This is a genomic window from Alteromonas salexigens (assembly GCF_025628895.1).
In the GTDB taxonomy this organism is placed as follows: domain Bacteria; phylum Pseudomonadota; class Gammaproteobacteria; order Enterobacterales; family Alteromonadaceae; genus Alteromonas; species Alteromonas salexigens.
In genome coordinates, this window is the sequence record NZ_JAOTJC010000006.1 from 658,104 (window position 1) to 674,316 (window position 16,213).

14 protein-coding genes are annotated in these 16,213 nt (G+C 51.8%); 3 read left to right on the top strand and 11 right to left on the bottom strand.

The annotated features are described in order from the left end of the window. Nucleotides 1-41: 41 nt before the first annotated feature. From OCL06_RS07005 to OCL06_RS07020, 4 genes are all read right to left on the bottom strand, one after another. On the bottom strand, nucleotides 42-1,757 hold the full coding sequence (locus OCL06_RS07005; RefSeq protein ID WP_262993018.1) for a GGDEF domain-containing protein: 1,716 nt from the start codon (nucleotides 1,755-1,757) through the stop codon (nucleotides 42-44). Beyond that, on the bottom strand, nucleotides 1,750-1,959 hold the full coding sequence (locus OCL06_RS07010) for a hypothetical protein (protein WP_262993019.1): 210 nt from the start codon (nucleotides 1,957-1,959) through the stop codon (nucleotides 1,750-1,752). The genes OCL06_RS07005 and OCL06_RS07010 overlap by 8 nt, the downstream gene beginning before the upstream one ends. A 58-nt stretch (nucleotides 1,960-2,017) precedes the next feature. Beyond that, nucleotides 2,018-2,812, bottom strand: a complete 795-nt coding sequence (locus tag OCL06_RS07015) for an SAM-dependent methyltransferase (RefSeq protein WP_262993020.1) — start codon at nucleotides 2,810-2,812, stop codon at nucleotides 2,018-2,020. 201 nt (nucleotides 2,813-3,013) lie between these two features. After that, entirely contained in the window at nucleotides 3,014-4,348 is a 1,335-nt protein-coding gene (locus OCL06_RS07020) for a M24 family metallopeptidase (protein WP_262993021.1), read from the bottom strand. Nucleotides 4,349-4,475: 127 nt separating this feature from the next. On the opposite strand from OCL06_RS07020, the gene ansA reads away from it, so the two are divergent. The 3 genes from ansA to OCL06_RS07035 all read left to right on the top strand — a co-directional run bounded on the left by ansA (nucleotide 4,476) and on the right by OCL06_RS07035 (nucleotide 7,883). Then, nucleotides 4,476-5,483, top strand: a complete 1,008-nt coding sequence (gene ansA / locus OCL06_RS07025; protein WP_262993022.1) for an asparaginase — start codon at nucleotides 4,476-4,478, stop codon at nucleotides 5,481-5,483. Between the two features lie 6 nt (nucleotides 5,484-5,489). Then, on the top strand, nucleotides 5,490-6,332 hold the full coding sequence (locus tag OCL06_RS07030) for a DUF2797 domain-containing protein (RefSeq protein WP_262993023.1): 843 nt from the start codon (nucleotides 5,490-5,492) through the stop codon (nucleotides 6,330-6,332). A 156-nt stretch (nucleotides 6,333-6,488) separates the two neighbouring features. After that, a complete protein-coding gene (locus tag OCL06_RS07035) occupies nucleotides 6,489-7,883 on the top strand; it encodes a GGDEF domain-containing protein (protein ID WP_262993024.1) in 1,395 nt (464 codons plus the stop codon). A 1-nt stretch (nucleotide 7,884) separates the two neighbouring features. On the opposite strand, the gene OCL06_RS07040 is transcribed toward OCL06_RS07035, so the two are convergent. From OCL06_RS07040 to OCL06_RS07070, 7 genes are all read right to left on the bottom strand, one after another. Further along, entirely contained in the window at nucleotides 7,885-8,103 is a 219-nt protein-coding gene (locus OCL06_RS07040; RefSeq protein WP_262993025.1) for a hypothetical protein, read from the bottom strand. Continuing rightward, the gene (locus tag OCL06_RS07045; RefSeq protein WP_262993026.1) at nucleotides 8,096-10,894 is read right to left on the bottom strand and encodes a DUF349 domain-containing protein; all 2,799 of its coding nucleotides are present in this window, start codon (nucleotides 10,892-10,894) and stop codon (nucleotides 8,096-8,098) included. The genes OCL06_RS07040 and OCL06_RS07045 overlap by 8 nt, the downstream gene beginning before the upstream one ends. Continuing rightward, complete coding sequence (locus tag OCL06_RS07050; RefSeq protein WP_262993027.1) at nucleotides 10,884-11,177, bottom strand: YeaC family protein; 294 nt, start codon at nucleotides 11,175-11,177, stop codon at nucleotides 10,884-10,886. The genes OCL06_RS07045 and OCL06_RS07050 overlap by 11 nt, the downstream gene beginning before the upstream one ends. Continuing rightward, the gene (locus OCL06_RS07055; RefSeq protein ID WP_262993028.1) at nucleotides 11,174-11,503 is read right to left on the bottom strand and encodes a zinc ribbon domain-containing protein; all 330 of its coding nucleotides are present in this window, start codon (nucleotides 11,501-11,503) and stop codon (nucleotides 11,174-11,176) included. The genes OCL06_RS07050 and OCL06_RS07055 overlap by 4 nt, the downstream gene beginning before the upstream one ends. A gap of 166 nt (nucleotides 11,504-11,669) precedes the next feature. After that, on the bottom strand, nucleotides 11,670-13,328 hold the full coding sequence (locus OCL06_RS07060; RefSeq protein WP_262993029.1) for an alanine/glycine:cation symporter family protein: 1,659 nt from the start codon (nucleotides 13,326-13,328) through the stop codon (nucleotides 11,670-11,672). 42 nt (nucleotides 13,329-13,370) lie between these two features. Beyond that, nucleotides 13,371-14,498 (bottom strand): M14 family metallopeptidase, encoded by a 1,128-nt coding sequence (locus OCL06_RS07065; protein ID WP_262993030.1) that lies wholly within the window; start codon nucleotides 14,496-14,498, stop codon nucleotides 13,371-13,373. Between the two features lie 195 nt (nucleotides 14,499-14,693). Next, on the bottom strand, nucleotides 14,694-16,139 hold the full coding sequence (locus OCL06_RS07070) for a glyceraldehyde-3-phosphate dehydrogenase (RefSeq protein WP_262993031.1): 1,446 nt from the start codon (nucleotides 16,137-16,139) through the stop codon (nucleotides 14,694-14,696). Nucleotides 16,140-16,213: the final 74 nt, after the last annotated feature.

Genomic DNA, 16,213 nt, shown 5'->3' on the forward strand with positions numbered 1-16,213 from the left:
AAAATCCCGCTTTCGCGGGATTTTTTGTATCTGCTGGCAGCCTAAATAGGCTTCAGCGTGCTGTCATATTCGTACACCCGGTTGCGGCCATATTGCTTTGACTGATACAAGGCCAGGTCGCTTGCTGAAGACAGGTTTTCGAAGTTAAAGCCGACCTGCCGGGTATCTGCCACGCCGAAACTGGCTGTGAGGGTAAACTGATGCCCGCTGGGGGTGGAGTCAATGGCTTCGATAGCCTCCCGGCATTCTTCCGCCACTGCCAGCCCTTGTTGGGCGTCCGCATCGGTAATCAGAATTGCAAACTCCTCACCGCCCATGCGGCCAAGCATACAGTTCTCGTCGCAAACGGCCTGCATGGCCCGCACCACTTCCCGTAATACCCAGTCTCCTATCTGATGGCCGTAGGTATCGTTAATTTGTTTAAAGTGGTCAAGATCCAATAGCGCAACACTGAGCACGCCATTCTGCTGTTGGGTTTTCTTTAAGAGTCGCTCAGCCCGTTCCGCAAAATAACCGCGATTGTAAATTTGGGTAAGGGAGTCGGTGCGGGCAAGATGCCGCAGCTTTTGTTGCACTTTACGGCTACGGTAAGACCACATCAGCAGCCCGAATAACATCACAGAGGAGAGGATAAGTGCAAGATACAACTTCTCTGCCCGTGCTGCAGCCAGTTTGTTTTTCTGATCCATCAGGGCTATCTGGCTCTCTTTGCGACTAAGATCAAACTTAGCCCGTTGCATCGCCAGTGAGCGGGCAACCTCGGCCGTATGGTAATCGTCCCGGGTGGCAATTTTCATCTCCAGATAGGCCACCGCATCCTGGTAGTTGCCTTCCGCTTTCTCTACTTTGGCCAGCACATCCAACGCTTTTAAAATTGGTGGCCGGTATTCTTGCTCCCGATCACTTTCCAATACTTCCAGTGCCAGCTGACGGGCTTGCTGATAATCCCCTTTAAGCAACGCCAGCCGCGCTCTGGCTGCCTGTTGGGTGGTATCCATGTGAATAAAATCCATGTCTTTGAGGATCGCAGCAATTTGTTTATCGACCTCTTCAGCCATGTAAATATCTTCTATCATCACCAGGTAGCGATAATAAAACGAGCCCGCGTAAGCGACATAAAAATACTGTTCAGCCTCCTGACACAGTGCTATAGCATCTTCAAAAACTTGCTGAGATAAGTCCCGGGAATTCGCCCGATAACTTGATTCCGCTTTGTGTGCCATGGCGATACAGCGCTCAGCGTCATTGGCCTCCTCAGACTCTAAAATTTTATCAATGTAGAAGCGCGCCATGGCATGCTGGTCTATTTCCACATGAAAAACGGTAAGCCCCCGGTAAACATCAATTTTTGAACGGGGATCCACCTCTGGGATCATGGCTTCCAATTTCTCGGCGAGAGCAAAGCTTTGCGACCATTCTGAGCTGTACACAGACAGCCCGATTAACGAAACCAGCAGACGAACTTCTATATGGTGCCCACGGGCATCTTCTAACAGGGCGTGGTAACCGGCGAGGGTTTCAGCAAGGTCACCATCGTAGGTGGAAAAGTACACTTGCAGATAGCGGTAGTGAATTTTTTCGTCGGCGGATAACGCACTTACATCTATGTCATCAAGCATCACTCTCGCACTAACCGGGTCCGATACCCGTAATGCTTCTATGGCAACTAGATCATCATGGCTTGCGGCCTGTACACCACCAGCCAGGCAGACAGTCAACAGGCATACCAGACCAAAAAAAGAAGCGAGTTTACGCAACCTTGTCTTTCTCTGGCGTATCATCAGGTTCAGGCGTTGGTTGAGTGGGTTCGTGCGGTTCAGACACTGACAACATTGCATGCAAAGGCGCGACACTGCTTTTCAAGCCATTGACTGCCCGCTTTTGTTGTTCAGTTAAGGTAATATCATCGGCGACGGCGCCCTGCTCTGCCAGTTTAACCAGTAAATTTACGGTACTCATTGCTCTCTCCTTAGTAGCCAGGCATAGGTTCTGCCCGAAGTGCCCTCGCGGGCTGCCGCTACACTATTTCGGTAGCGTTTAATTGTTTTATTTTCTGTACTGTTTCTTCGTCTGGCTGCATGGTTTCTGACGGCGGAACTACCAGTGTAGTCACTGGCGTGAGGTCAGCCGTGGGTAGTTCGGATAATGGAAGCCATTCAATTCGCACACGATCGGTGATCAACGTGGGGCACTCATAAAGCGCCACCTGATGCTCAGCCGGATAATGCCGCTCGAGCAGCGATACCAGAATGCGTCGTTCATCCGCACTGCTTAACCGTTTGGCGATACTGATATCGCCGGCAAGGGCAATTTGCCATAAAATCAGATATGCAGAGGGATCCAACTGGCGCCGGTAAAACATTACCTGACTGGCTTCATAATGCTGACAACCGTAATAACCGGGATCAATGCCCATATCGGCATACAAACAGTCTTCAGCTGAAATTCCTGGCTCCATGCGCGCGTCAAAACCTTCCGCGCGTGCGGTTGCAATAGCCTGATGAGGAACGCGGGCAAATACACCAGGGTGGCCGTAGAAAGCCGCGACGACGCGCTTGCCAGCACGCACTTCAGCCAGCATTTCAGCTAGCATCTCCCGGTAAGTAATGCGGCGATCTTTATGTTCGGCGTAAAACCGTTGTAATGAACGTACATCCGGGTGCATGTCGCTTATCCACTGCTCCATTAGGGGGTGGCAGTTGGAAAACACCACATCGGCGCCTTCAATTAACGATTTACAGCGTGTACTCATGTGCGCGCCCAGCGTCATTCCGGGCCCTACACATACCAGACTTCCCTGTTTCTTTTGCATTACCACTGCAGGTCACACTTATTATTTTTTCTTAGTATGCCAAAAAATTTCAGGCAGGTAACCTTAATTCTGGCAGGGTTACTATGAAAATCCGGCACTTACATGGCAAATAGCAGTATTGCCAGAGATGTCCAGGTTGATTTCACAGCATGCCAGGCTTCACTTTACTGACCGCTCCTGCAAACCTGAAAAGACAGCCGGTTAGTCCCTGGATGAAATAAGGTGTAAGCGAGTTTGCCGGCCATCAAGATAAGATACCTTGTCGCCATCAAAAAACGCTTGTTCCTCAAGCATGATCCGCACGGGTTGGTCCCAGGACGCCAGGTCTACTTTGGCATTAAGCTCGATGGCATACAGGGTGTTGGGCCGCATCGTATATTCACCGCTGCCTGCTACGCCCTGCTGGGCATCCCACATACCAATAGTGGTTCCCGCACCATGACCATGCAAACCTATAGGATGGCTGTAAATAGTGGGTGTGATGCCCTGCGCTATGGCCGTCTGCCTGGCGTGCGCGAGAATATCATTACCGCGGCGCCCTGCCCGAAATGCATCAGTAAGAATATCCTGTAACTTATTGCCTGTCGCCAACGCCTTAGTTAACGCAAGGGGCGCTGATTGCTCGTTGTCTTTTAGCACGTAGGCATGTTGCTGCTGGTCTGAATGTAATCCCAGGTAACGTACCCCAAAGTCTACATGTAACAAATCCCCGCGGCGGATTATTTGCGCTGCATCTTTATGACTAAAATCTTTACCAGCACCGGTGGCTTGTCGTTGCAATGATACGCTGGGGTGAAACCAGTTATCCAGATGCCTTTTCTGGGTTTCTTCACGTAGCCACCATTCAACGTCTTCGGTGGAGGTGACGCCTGGCGTAATAACGGCATCTGAAAACGCAGTGGCAATCATATCGTGTCCTATGCGGGTTAACTGCTTATAATAAGGCAGCTCCTGAGGTAGCCGGGTTTCCAGCCAACCGACGGTCAGTTTTTCAGCACTTACCAGGCGGTTCTGATAACCTTCCGGCAATGCCTCTCGCAAGGCGGCCAGTTCGGTGGCGGCGATACCGTCGGCCAAACCAAAGTGATCAGACTGATTAATTCCGATACGCGCCGGCTGTCGGGCGCGGATTAGCGCTGCGAGCGCCTGATACTGATCAGGGGTGTTGCGGGTGTCCCAGGCAGGCTGGAACAGGGTACCCACTTTATAACGGGCCACCGCATAGAATTCCAGCGGCTGTCCTTCGGGCGGCGCGTAAATTACCAGGATTGTTCTGCGCCGGGCTGACATCCAGGTGGCGGGCAACATGGTTTCCAGCACGGGATCTTCATTATACTCCCGTGCTATCAGTACCCACATATCGATATGTTCCCGGGCCATTAGATCAGGTAAAACCTGCGCTGCTCTGGCCCGCGTAAATGCGTCGATAACCTTCGCACGCTCCCGCAGGGGCAATAGCTCATCTCCATCAGCCGGCTGCGCCCCCACTGCACTCGCCCACCACACCAGCATAACCAGACTTAATAATATCTTCATCGGTAATCCCCCCAGCAATTTTCACATTGTCGTCACGCTACCGGTCTAAATACAAGTCATTTAGCGCCAACAGATGACATCAGAAGTCGGCCTGATACAATAACGCGAAAAAGCAAAGGCTCTCCCCATGCGTAAACATATTTATATTGCCTACACAGGCGGCACCATTGGTATGAAGCCATCAAGCCAGGGCTATGTGCCAGCGGCTGGCTTCCTGAACCGCACGCTGGCCGACATGCCAGAATTTCATCGCCCTGAGATGCCGGCATTTACGATTAAGGAGTACGACGACTTAATCGACTCCTCAGATATGAACCCGGCTCACTGGCAGCAGATCGCTGATGATATCGCCGACAACTATGACGATTACGACGGTTTTATTATTCTGCATGGTACGGACACCATGGCATACACAGCGTCAGCGCTAAGTTTTATGCTGGAAAACCTCGCCAAACCGGTCATTGTCACAGGCTCTCAGATACCGCTGGCTGAGCTCCGTTCTGATGGCCAGGTAAACTTGTTAAACGCCCTGTATATTGCGGCAAATTTTCCTATCGCGGAAGTTAGTTTGTTTTTCAATAACCGTCTGCTACGGGGTAATCGTAGCCGCAAAGTGGATGCAGATGGGTTTAATGCCTTTGATTCCCCTAACTTTCCTCCGCTGCTGGAGGCTGGCATCAATATACGACTGAAAGCCGGTAAACTGGCTAAAGAAAGCGCCGAGCCGTTGCGCGTTTCGCCAGTGTCTGCCCAGCCCATCGGCCTGGTGAGTCTGTATCCGGGCATTGCGCCAGAGGTACTCAAAAACACCCTTCAGCAACCGGTGAATGCGTTAATTTTGTTAAGTTATGGCGTGGGCAATGCCCCGCAAAGCGACGCGTTATATGCTCAGCTGCAGTATGCGAGGGAACGGGAAATCCCTGTGTTGAATTGTACACAGTGCCTGCGGGGCCGGGTTAACATGGGGGGGTATGCGACCGGGCATGGCCTGCTGGAAGCCGGCGTGCTGTCAGGCAGTGACATGACGCCAGAAGCCGCATTAGCCAAACTCCATTACCTGTTAAGTAAACCCCTGACTTTTGATGAACGTAAAGCCATGCTGGTCCGCGACCTGCGCGGCGAACTAAGCGAGTAACAAACTATGACCGTGACTCAAGGAACTCTGCGTAAAATGCGGGTGCATGTGGATGATGCACACGTGGTGCAGTATCAGTTACCCGTGGGTGAAAACCTCATCGATATGAACGAGCTGATTGGCACCGAGGTGTCGTTAACCTACTCCGGTAATATCTACTGTGTTCACTGCAATAGTAAAACCAAGAAAAGCTTTAACCAGGGTTACTGTTACCGTTGCCTTATCACCTTGGCACAGTGTGACAGCTGTATCATCAAACCTGAGCAGTGCCATTATCACGAAGGCACGTGCCGAGAGCCCGAGTGGGGCGAGCAGCACTGCCTGACCGATCATTTCGTCTACCTTGCCAATACGGGCACCCTCAAAGTGGGTATTACCCGCCACGTCTCTGACGTGGTTTCCTCACGCTGGATGGATCAGGGTGCCAGTGAAGCGATGGTGATCCTGCGGGTAAAAGACAGACTGACCAGCGGAGAGGTTGAAACGCTGTGCAAACAACATATCGCGGATAAGACCAACTGGCGCACCATGCTCAAAGGAGAGCCTGACAGTGCTGACCTGGTGGCCACCCGCGACCGAATCCTGTCTGAAATACAACCCCAGCTGGACGAGTTACAGCAGAAGAAAGGTCTACAGGCACTTAGCACAGTAACAGCGGATCCAGTGGCAATACATTACCCGGTTGAGCAATATCCTGAGAAAATCAAATCTATAAACCTGGATAAAACACCTGAGTTCAGTGGAACGTTGCAGGGTATTAAAGGGCAATACTGGTTACTCGACGGTGACCGGGTGATTAACATGCGCAAATACGCGGGGTACGATGTTGAGATAGGGTATTCCGGCTAATACCTGATTCATTATTTCGGGTACTTTTTGAGCATGTTTGCGGTAGTATGTAAACCGTAATTACTACGGATAACAGTTGTGACTGCAGCACTACAACCTCAAAATCGTGTTTCTTTAGGATGTCAGCTTTGGCGCTCCCCTGCCCGGCGTGGCGGAATGATATGTCTGTTGTGGTTGGCGGTGTGGCAAGTGGGGCTGCTCGGTGAATTACATACTCACGCCAGTGTGTGGTTCCCCGCTGCAGGCTTAAGCTTTGCTGCGTTACTGGTTGCCGGGCGAAGCGCATTGCTCCCCCTGTCAATAGCCGCGGTGCTGATTACCTTTTGGGCAGCGGCCTTTTATGATATCCCGCTTTCTCTGAGTGAACAGCTAATAGCCGGTTTGGCCTTCGCCACAGCCCATTTGGCCCCCTACTCTGCCGGTGCCTGGATTGTGCGTCGTGTATCGCAATACGCTCCCGGGCAATTGCCTATCCTCATACTGTCATTCGTGTTAAGCGCATTAACCACCACACTGTTGGCTACCGGCTTGGGAATGCTAGCCCTCACCAGCACCGGCATGATGACGCCGGACGAGATTGCGGGTACCTGGTTTACGTACTGGATTGGTGACTTAGCCGGTGTCGTGGTCATTACGCCGTTTTTCCTGCCAATATTGAGAACGCTCTATCCCGGCTCGTCCTTCTCTCTAAAGGCCTACTTGTACGCCAATGCTCACGGTCACAAAGGGGGGATCCTGTATGCCAAGGCCCTATTGAATATAGCAATTGTGATAGTCAGTATGCTGTTGGCTGCGACCTTAAACACGATGGAAAGCGCATTTGCGATCTTCTTTCTTGCGGTCAGCCACATGTGGATGGCTTGCACTGAAAGTCCACTCGCCAATGTAATCAGTCTGGCGTTTTCCAGCTTTCTGATTGCGTTTCTGGTTGCCCTGTGGTCATTGACAGACTATGTCATGGTGTATCAGTTTGCGATCATTGTCATTGCCAGTAACGTTTTATTCGCCCTCGCCTTGCCCAAACTGGTGGCTGATAATACCGAACTTGAGCGGCGTGTTGGTACCGATACGCTTACCTCGGCGGCGTCACGTGATGCTTTATTCGAACATGCCAGCCACGTCTTTACTCGCGCCGAAGCTGCCCATCGCCCGGTTTCTGTGATCATTTTTGATGTGGACAGGTTTAAACAGATTAATGACCAGCACGGCCATCAGGCTGGCGACAAAGCATTGCAATGCGTCTGTGAAGCGGCCAGAGAAGTACTGCGCCCTGCTGATATTTTGGCCCGGTTCGGCGGCGACGAGTTTGTGGTGTTATTACCAGACACAGCGCCGTCAGTGGCAGGCCAGATAGGCCAGCGACTGCACGCCCATATCAATGCGCTTACTGTATTGCCGTGTGAGATGACAATCAGTGCTGGCATTGCCAGCAGCCGTCCGGGAGACACCTTTGAGGACGTATTCGAACGAGCGGATAACGCGTTGTACCGCGCCAAACATAATGGCCGCAACCAAACCCAGGGTGCGGCCACCAATAATGTGAAGGGTTAGTTCAGCTTACTTCCTCACCTTGCAGTTCCCGGGCGAGATCATCTAGCTGAGATAAGGTGGCGTCAAACTCACCCACCTTATACCTGTACGACACAGCCACGTGATGATTATTCCGGCCATAGCGCACTTTCAGTGCCTCTGCATCGAAGTGTCTGACAGTATTCAGAAACCGGTACGCAAGGCGCTCTGAGGGAAACGCAAACTCAATATTATTATCCATCCTGAGCCTCCCCGCTACGGGCAAGAACTTCCAGACAGCGGGTAAACCGGACGGTGAGTTCATGCTCCGATGTTGCAGGTACCCCATGGGCCAGCCAGGCACTGATGAGCGAGTCTGTTGACCAGCGCTCGCCACGCTCCAGCCTGGCAGATAACTGCGCAAGCTGTAACTCCTGGCGCAAACTGACATCGTGCTCAGGCGTCGGGCGTGAAAGTTCCATCTCCAGTGCAACCGTCAGCTTATGCCGGCTCTGCTCGTCACCACCGGCTTCACGCAGGTTCTTTTGCCACTGTCTGTCAAGCTGTTGCCACTGCGGAAGTTCACCGAGTGCGTCTATGCTTTCGCCCGGTGCCACGCTGAGCAGTTCAGCAAGTGCAGTATATTTTTGCCGCTGCTGCTGCGCCTGCTGCTGACGTTCCGTTTTTTTCAGTTGATGCTCTAGGGCGTCGAGCTTACGCCGGCCTTTTTGCCGCACAGCGTCAGGTAATGCGGCCAGCTCTGCAGCGAGCGCCTGAAGCTTTTCATTGTTTTCATCCAGAGAAGACGCAGTAATCTCATCGCCAAACGAGTTTGCTTTTTGGAGCCACTCTTGCAGTCCGGCGTCGCCCGCCTGACGTTGTTGCCGTCGCTGGTCTTTTAAAGTGGAAAACAGGGTATCATTGGCATCTCTGAAGGCCTGCCACAGTTTCGTTTCGTAACGGCGGCCTGCATGCCCCACCTCTTTCCACTGCTGCTGTAACTGCTGTGCCTGACGCGCTGCTTGCTCTGGCTCTGCCGCTGCTGACAATTCCCGTACCTGTTCGACCAGCCGCTGTTTCGCCTGGCGATTCTGCTGGTACCAGTCATCGACACGTTGCTGAATTGGCCGCAAGGCATCATCAAACTCGCTTTTCAACTGCTGGTATTGCTGACGATCGATATTGCCCGCCTGTCGCCATTTCTGGCGCAACTTTTCCACACTGGCCGCCAGTTCCGCGGTGTTTTCTGCTGTACTTTCCGACAACTCACGAGCAGCATTCACCAGCTCTGTACGCTGCTCTGCCGCGTCCTGCCGCAATTGCTCCTGCTTAGCGTAATATTCCCGACACGGTGCAAACGCCTCTTCCAGCACCGCATTAAAGGTCTCCGCTTCGACATCATCTTCATTGCCAGAAAGATGCAATGACTGCCATTGCTTGCGTAAATAGCGAATGCTTTCCACACGCTCATGCACATTGGTGACCGGGCTGGCTGCCAGCTCGCGGGCCTGTGAAATGAGCTCTGGCCGACGCGGGGCCGCCAGATAATGTTGCCACCCCTCAAGTCGCGACACAGCCTCTTCGGCTTGTCCGTACCGCTTGCTCAGGCGCTGCCGTTCAGCTTCGGGCAAATCATTAAACGTATTCTGCAGTTTTTCAAAGCGCGACATGGCGGCACGAAACCGCCCGCTTGCAATCAGGTTATCCACCGCATTGAGATGCTTACGGCATTGTTTTACAGCCTGTTGCATTTCAGCTTTATGCTGCTCGTTGTGCTTCTGCCAGTGGTGCTGACAGGTGCGGCGGCGTTGCTGCCACTCAGGGGGGATGGCGTGTAAGCCGGTGGTTAGCTCACGCCAGCGCTCTGTAAGCGGCAGGTAGTCCTGTTCGTATGACCCACCCGTGTCGGTCAACTTTTCCATTTCAGTAAGAACATCCAGCGCCTTTACAGCTTGTTGCTGCTGAGCGCTAAAATCATCGAGTTGTTTGGTCAGTGACTGTTGTGCGGCCACGACTTTTTTCATGATGGCGGGCTGAGGCTGAATACTTGCCAGCACATCGCTCTCGCCCTCTAGCCGGCGTACTTTATTACTGACCTCTTCCACCTCTGCCAGCGTCGCCTCGTGCAAACGCGTTTGATACAACCAGTCAACCGCTTCCCGGGCCGTTTTCAACGCTGTCTGCGCCGCCTCTATTGCCTGTGCGCTGCGTTCAGCTTCCCGTTGTTGTCGCCACTGAGGCTCCAGCGTTTGCAGATGACGGCTCACCTGCTCTCCTATCCGGCGATATTTACCGTCAAGTTCTGCGCGGGTTTCGGTGTCAAGACAATCAAAGCTTACGGCCAACTCATCAAATTCCCTGACCAGTTCCTGATGCTGCTCTTGTACGTCAGGAAAATCGCTTTTTTCAATAAGTGCCCACAGCTTGGACAACACCAGCGTAGCGTCTCTCTCAATCTGTACTGGTCTGTCTTGCGCCTCACGAATTGCGGACAGCTTTTCTTCAATAAATGCCTGACTGTCTGCATTTTTCAGTTTCTTGCTCAGCCGGGTTAACCAGCGCGGGTCAGACTCGGTAGACAGCAATGCGCGGGTCAGCCCGGCATCGTCGGCAGCTATCAGTACCTGCTCCGTAAAATTGGCGCGACCCACTTTATTCACCAGTTGGCGGATAAAGCCGTGATCATCAACCAGCGCCGGATGCTGGTTTAGCACGCGCAGCGTTAATTCAACCGGGGCGGATTCCAGTAGAAAGGTTTTTCGTTCGGCATCGTTCAGTGCATTGGCATCAAATAACGCAGATTCAACTTTTCCCCGGGCCGTGCGCTGTACTTTATCATTGCGGGCTATCTGGGACATTTTTTGCCACAGAGCGAACGAATCAAGCTTGTGCAGCGCGGCCAGACTCACATCAGCATCCGCATCATTGAATGCCAGCTCATGCAACACCGACTTATCTGCAGGCTTTGCCGCGGACAAACTCTCTACGGCTTTAATCCGCTTTGCTGGATCTTTGCTCTTATGGGGAGGGGTAAGAATTCGACTAAATATCATCCTGTTTAAACCGTGCAATGGTAGACCCATCGTCCTCTGGTTGTGCTAGCTCCTTTTTAAAATCCTGCTTGCGCTTATGCACTATTTCACCATCAGCATTGATCGTCATGTGCTCAGTGGACCGTGCCACCTTTGCCTGGTACAGCATTACCGCATGCAGGGTAGTTTCTTTCTGTTCATCAGTAAGCGGCGTACCATCCGGCCACTTACCGGTTTCTGCGGCCTGACGCAGACGCTCATACACGTCTGGCGTCATAGCGGCCAGCATGGCATCTATATTCATGAGTCACTTCGTTTAACTAATACAATTCTTACGCGGTTTATTATGTACCACACAAACCCAATCACGCAGCTTAACATTGCCAGATTGTGTTGCAGGTCCCCGGGTTGCGCACCGCCCCAGTACATGAAACCGAAACCGGCGACAAAGATAAGCATGGCGATGAGGGACTGATTCTGAATGCTTTGCAGCTTTTGAAACCGCTTAAGACTCTTTTTACGTTCGATGTCTTCCGTGGAAGCTTTGCCAATTCCAAATCCACAATGCGGGCAGGTTTCGGCCTTATCTGAGGTTTTCTTGTTGCACGAAGGACAATTCATTAGTGCCATGGAGTGCTCCTGTCTAAGCGTTTGAGTATGTAACCAGGGCAGCTATGGTCAGCATAGTAGAAAACAGTCTGCGAGACTGTTTAGATCACCGAATACAAAAAATGCGTGACAGTGCAAAATCTACGGCTACCTCATTTGCACTGCCACGCATTTTACCAGCTAACGATTATTTGTGTACTCGATTCCAGTAATCGTTAACCGTTTGCTTCATTTCTTTGCTCAGTAACATAATACCAAACAGGTTGGGCAGGGTCATCACCACTATGGCCACGGCAGACATTGCCCACACCAGCGTGGTGTCAGAAAACGCAGCCCACCAGAATCCGGCCACGTAAATGACCCTGTAGGGCATGACAGAACGTGGCCCTAAGAGGTATGTCATTGCCCTGTCGCCGTAATAGGACCAGGCGATGGCCGTTGAGAAGGCGAACAACATCAGCCCCACAGACACTATGTACTGTCCAAAGTCTCCGAACAGTCCACGGGTAAATGCGATAGTGGTTAACGCAGCGGAATGCACCAATGACTTACCGGTCACTTCCAGATTTTCTTTGACGGGCTTACCGTCCTTAATTTCCAGGGTGCCGGTGAATGGGTCTTCTGACCCTACCGAGTAGGTGACATCTTCTGCCACAGAGCGGGCATTCAGCAGTGTGAAACCGCTGCTGACAGCCGTGCCGTTAACTACCGAAATAGTGCCTGTGTAAGGCAGCACTGCGTTCCCCTCTTCATCATTAAGGTAACCGTACAATGCATTGACATCAGCCTGATCCTTGTCGCTGTACTGACCCGCTACAAAATACATATCTGCGCGATCAAAGTTATTCTCGTGCTTCTCCTTCCACACGCCTGACGACAAAATAACCAGACCGGTGATGGTACAAATCATGATGGTATCGATAAACGGCTCGAGCAATGACACCATCCCTTCTGACGCTGGTTCTTTGGTCTTAGCCGCAGCGTGCGCAATAGGTGCAGAGCCCTGCCCGGCTTCGTTCGAGAACAGCCCCCGGTTAACCCCGCGGTTAAATGCATACGCCAGTGAGGCGCCCAGGAAGCCGCCGGCGGCAGCAGAGCCTGTGAATGCATCACTGATAACTGCCATAAAGGAAGGACCAATGTTTTCCAGGTTGGCAAAAATCACCGCAAATGCACCAATCAGATATACGACCGCCATCAGCGGCACCACTTTCGCAGTTACCGCCGCAATCCGCTGAATGCCGCCAAGAATCACCAGGGCCAGTAAAATAGCCAGCACACTGCCCACCACCATAGGCTCAAAACCAAAGGTGGCTTCAATGCTCTGGGCAATCCCGTTACTTTGCGGCAAGTTGCCGGTTCCGAACGAACTGATAACCGTAGCAATAGCAAAGGCCACCGCCAGCCATTTCATATTCAAACGGCGATCCATGTAATACATGGGTCCACCGGCCATGGTACCGTCTTCGGTTTGGACCCGGTATTTATGAGAGAGTGTCACTTCCACAAACTTTGTGGTCATCCCCAGAAAGGCGGTCGCCCACATCCAGAACAGTGCAGCCGGGCCTCCCAGGAATATGGCAAACGCCACGCCACTGATATTACCGGTACCAACCGTGCCCGAAAGTGCCGTAGTTAATGCACGAAAATGGGTGGTGTCACCCGGGTCGCCTTTATGGTCGAACTTTCCGGTTACTACCAGCCACGCATGTTTGAAAAAGCGAATTTGCGGAAATTTCAGGTAAATAGTGAAAAACAAACCGACGCCAAGCAGAACGAATGGAAACCACCCGGCCCCGCCCAGCAACCCGTCGAGAGTCACCAGAAAATTATATAACCCTTCCAAGCTGAGTTCCCCTTATTATTTTTTATGCTTTAAGTATTGTTATTATCGTAAGTCGTTAACGACTGCGTTTACCGCTACCAGTAAATCTTCGCCGAGTTGCTGACAACGGTGCACTGACCAGCCAAACGCTTCGTCGGGCAGGTTAGCATTGTCTTTAAACGGCATTTCCACGGTGTACGCCAGACAGTGGTATTTTTCCCCGACTGCATTGGCAGCAACCGTAAGGTTACCTTCACCCGGTGCGTCTTTCGGATAGCCATAAGTATCCTGGAATTCGGGCGTGGCGGTAAGCAGCGCCTGCTTGAAGTTATCTTCCAGCTTGGCGATGCGATCATCATACGACGGATTGCCCTCGCCGCCCGCGACAAAATTGTAAGGCAGCGCTTCATCGCCATGCAGATCAAGGTACATGTCTACCCCTGTCTCAGCCATAGCATTCATGACGTACAATACTTCCGGGCTCTTTTCTGCCGTGGGGTTGGCCCACTCACGGTTCAGGTTGGTGCCCACCGCATTAGTACGCAGGTGGCCACGGGCGCCGCCATCGGGGTTCATATTTGGCACTATATAAAATACGGCCTCTTCAAGCAGCTGTCTGGCAATACCGTCCTGCTCATCGAGCAAACGGTAAATAAGCCCTTCGGCACACCACTGCGCCATTGTCTCACCGGGATGCTGACGGGCTGTCACCCATATTTTCTTTTTCGTCGGTGTTTCTTCACCAATGACCAGCATGTTCATATCACGACCGTCGAGGGTCAGTCCTAAGAAACGGTGCTCACAATGCAGCGCCATCTGCGCATCATGAATTAGATCAAGATGGCGCTCATAGCTGTAGGGGATGAAATAGGCGAAGTACACGCTGGGCTGCTCCAGTGTAATGGAGAACGTCAGGTTGTCGCCGTCAAACTCACAGGGCACCCGAAACCAGGTGTGCCGGTCGTACGATGCCAGCGCCTGATAATCTTTCCAGCCATCAGGATAGGCAGACTTGGCCAGTTCGGTAATCGTAATATTGTGGGTTTCGAACACGTCACCTATCAGGCGAAAATGAAACCACTGATAAAATTCTGATTGATTATCATTGGGAATAGTCAGGACAATATCTGATGCATCGTCGGCTTTGACGACCTTGATGTTGCCACTGTCGAATTCACTGGATATATGCATATTCTGTCGGGTCCTTGTTATTTTGCACGTAATTTAGCACATCCGCCCCGATGAATACCACGCTAACACCCCATCGTATTAACGGAATCTTTACGTTTCAGATAATTGGTACAGATACTACCGCGCAAAATTTAAGCGTAAGATCAAAAACGCCGGCGAAGTGTTCACCACGCCGGCGTTTTCTATAATGAGGCGTTACCGCGGTAACGTCGGGAAACTCAGGCCTGCCATATCGCGGACTACCCGCATAACCTGACAGCTGTAGCCAAACTCATTGTCGTACCAGACGTACAGCGTTAAGCGATTATCCGCCACGATGGTGGCTTGTGAATCAACCACGGACGCCGCCCGCGAGCCTACCAGGTCAGTGGAGACAATTTCTTTACTGGCCGTGTAATCAATCTGATGTTGTAGCTCAGAGAACAGCGCCGTATCCCGCAGAAACTCATTGACTGCAACGCGATCAGTGGTTTTCTTCAGGTTCAGATTCAGAATTGCCAGTGAGACATTCGGGGTCGGAACCCGAATGGCGTTACCCGTCAGCTTACCGGCCAGCTTAGGATAGGCTTTCGCTACCGCTTTGGCTGCGCCGGTTTCTGTAATTACCATATTCAACGGCGCGCTGCGCCCGCGGCGATCGCCCTTATGGTAATTATCAATCAGATTCTGATCATTGGTGTAGGAATGGACGGTTTCTACGTGGCCATTTTCAATACCGTACTCATCATCCAGCGCCTTTAACACCGGGGTAATGGCGTTAGTGGTACAACTGGCCGCCGACAAAATGTTGTCGCTGGGTAATACATCGCCGTCATTCACACCATGCACGATGTTTTTAATGTCCCCTTTGCCCGGCGCCGTTAAAATCGCTTTACTGGTTCCTTTGGCTTTCAGGTGTAGTCCCAGACCATCGCGATCACGCCAGATACCCGTGTTGTCGATGACAATGGCATTGTCGATACCGTATTGTGTGTAATCGACTTCATCGGGGCTATTAGCATGAATGACCTGAATAAACGAGCCATTGGCTTTCAGTGCGTTGCGCTCATGGTCAACCGTGATACTGCCATTGAATGGACCGTGAACAGAATCTCTGCGCAGCAGGCTGGCACGCTTTTCTAAATCGCCGTCACGACCGCCGCGTACCACGATGGCGCGCAAGCGGAGCTTATTATTTTTACCCTGACGCTCAATTAACAGCCGTGCCAGCAAACGACCGATACGGCCAAAGCCATACAGCACCACGTCCTGTGGCTGCTGCTCATCGTCTTTATCTACCACTTCAGCCAGCTGATTATGCAGATACGCCTGTAAATCTTCCTGATCAACCGCTGCGCCGTAATGAAAATCGAAGGCCAGCTTGCCAATATCAATTTGCGCCGGTGCCAGCTTCATTGTGCTCAGTGCATGCAGAATGGGGTAGCTTTCCCGTAACCGCAATTTAATGCCTTCGTGTAAGCGCACTTTACGGTGTGCTTTAATCACATCGATAGCACTCGCATTCAGCAGCGGACGTCCGTAGACAGAAATTTCAACGGCGTGGTTTCGGTAGAGTTTGCCAATCAGTGGCAACATCATTTCTGCGTATTCCTGACGCTCTTGCCAACTGCTCTGTAATTCCTGTTCAAACTGTTGATTCATTCTTTTGCCTTCATTGGGTAAAATTATGGGACCAGGCGCGTCAGGACGACTTGTTATAGGGTACACTGAGGTAA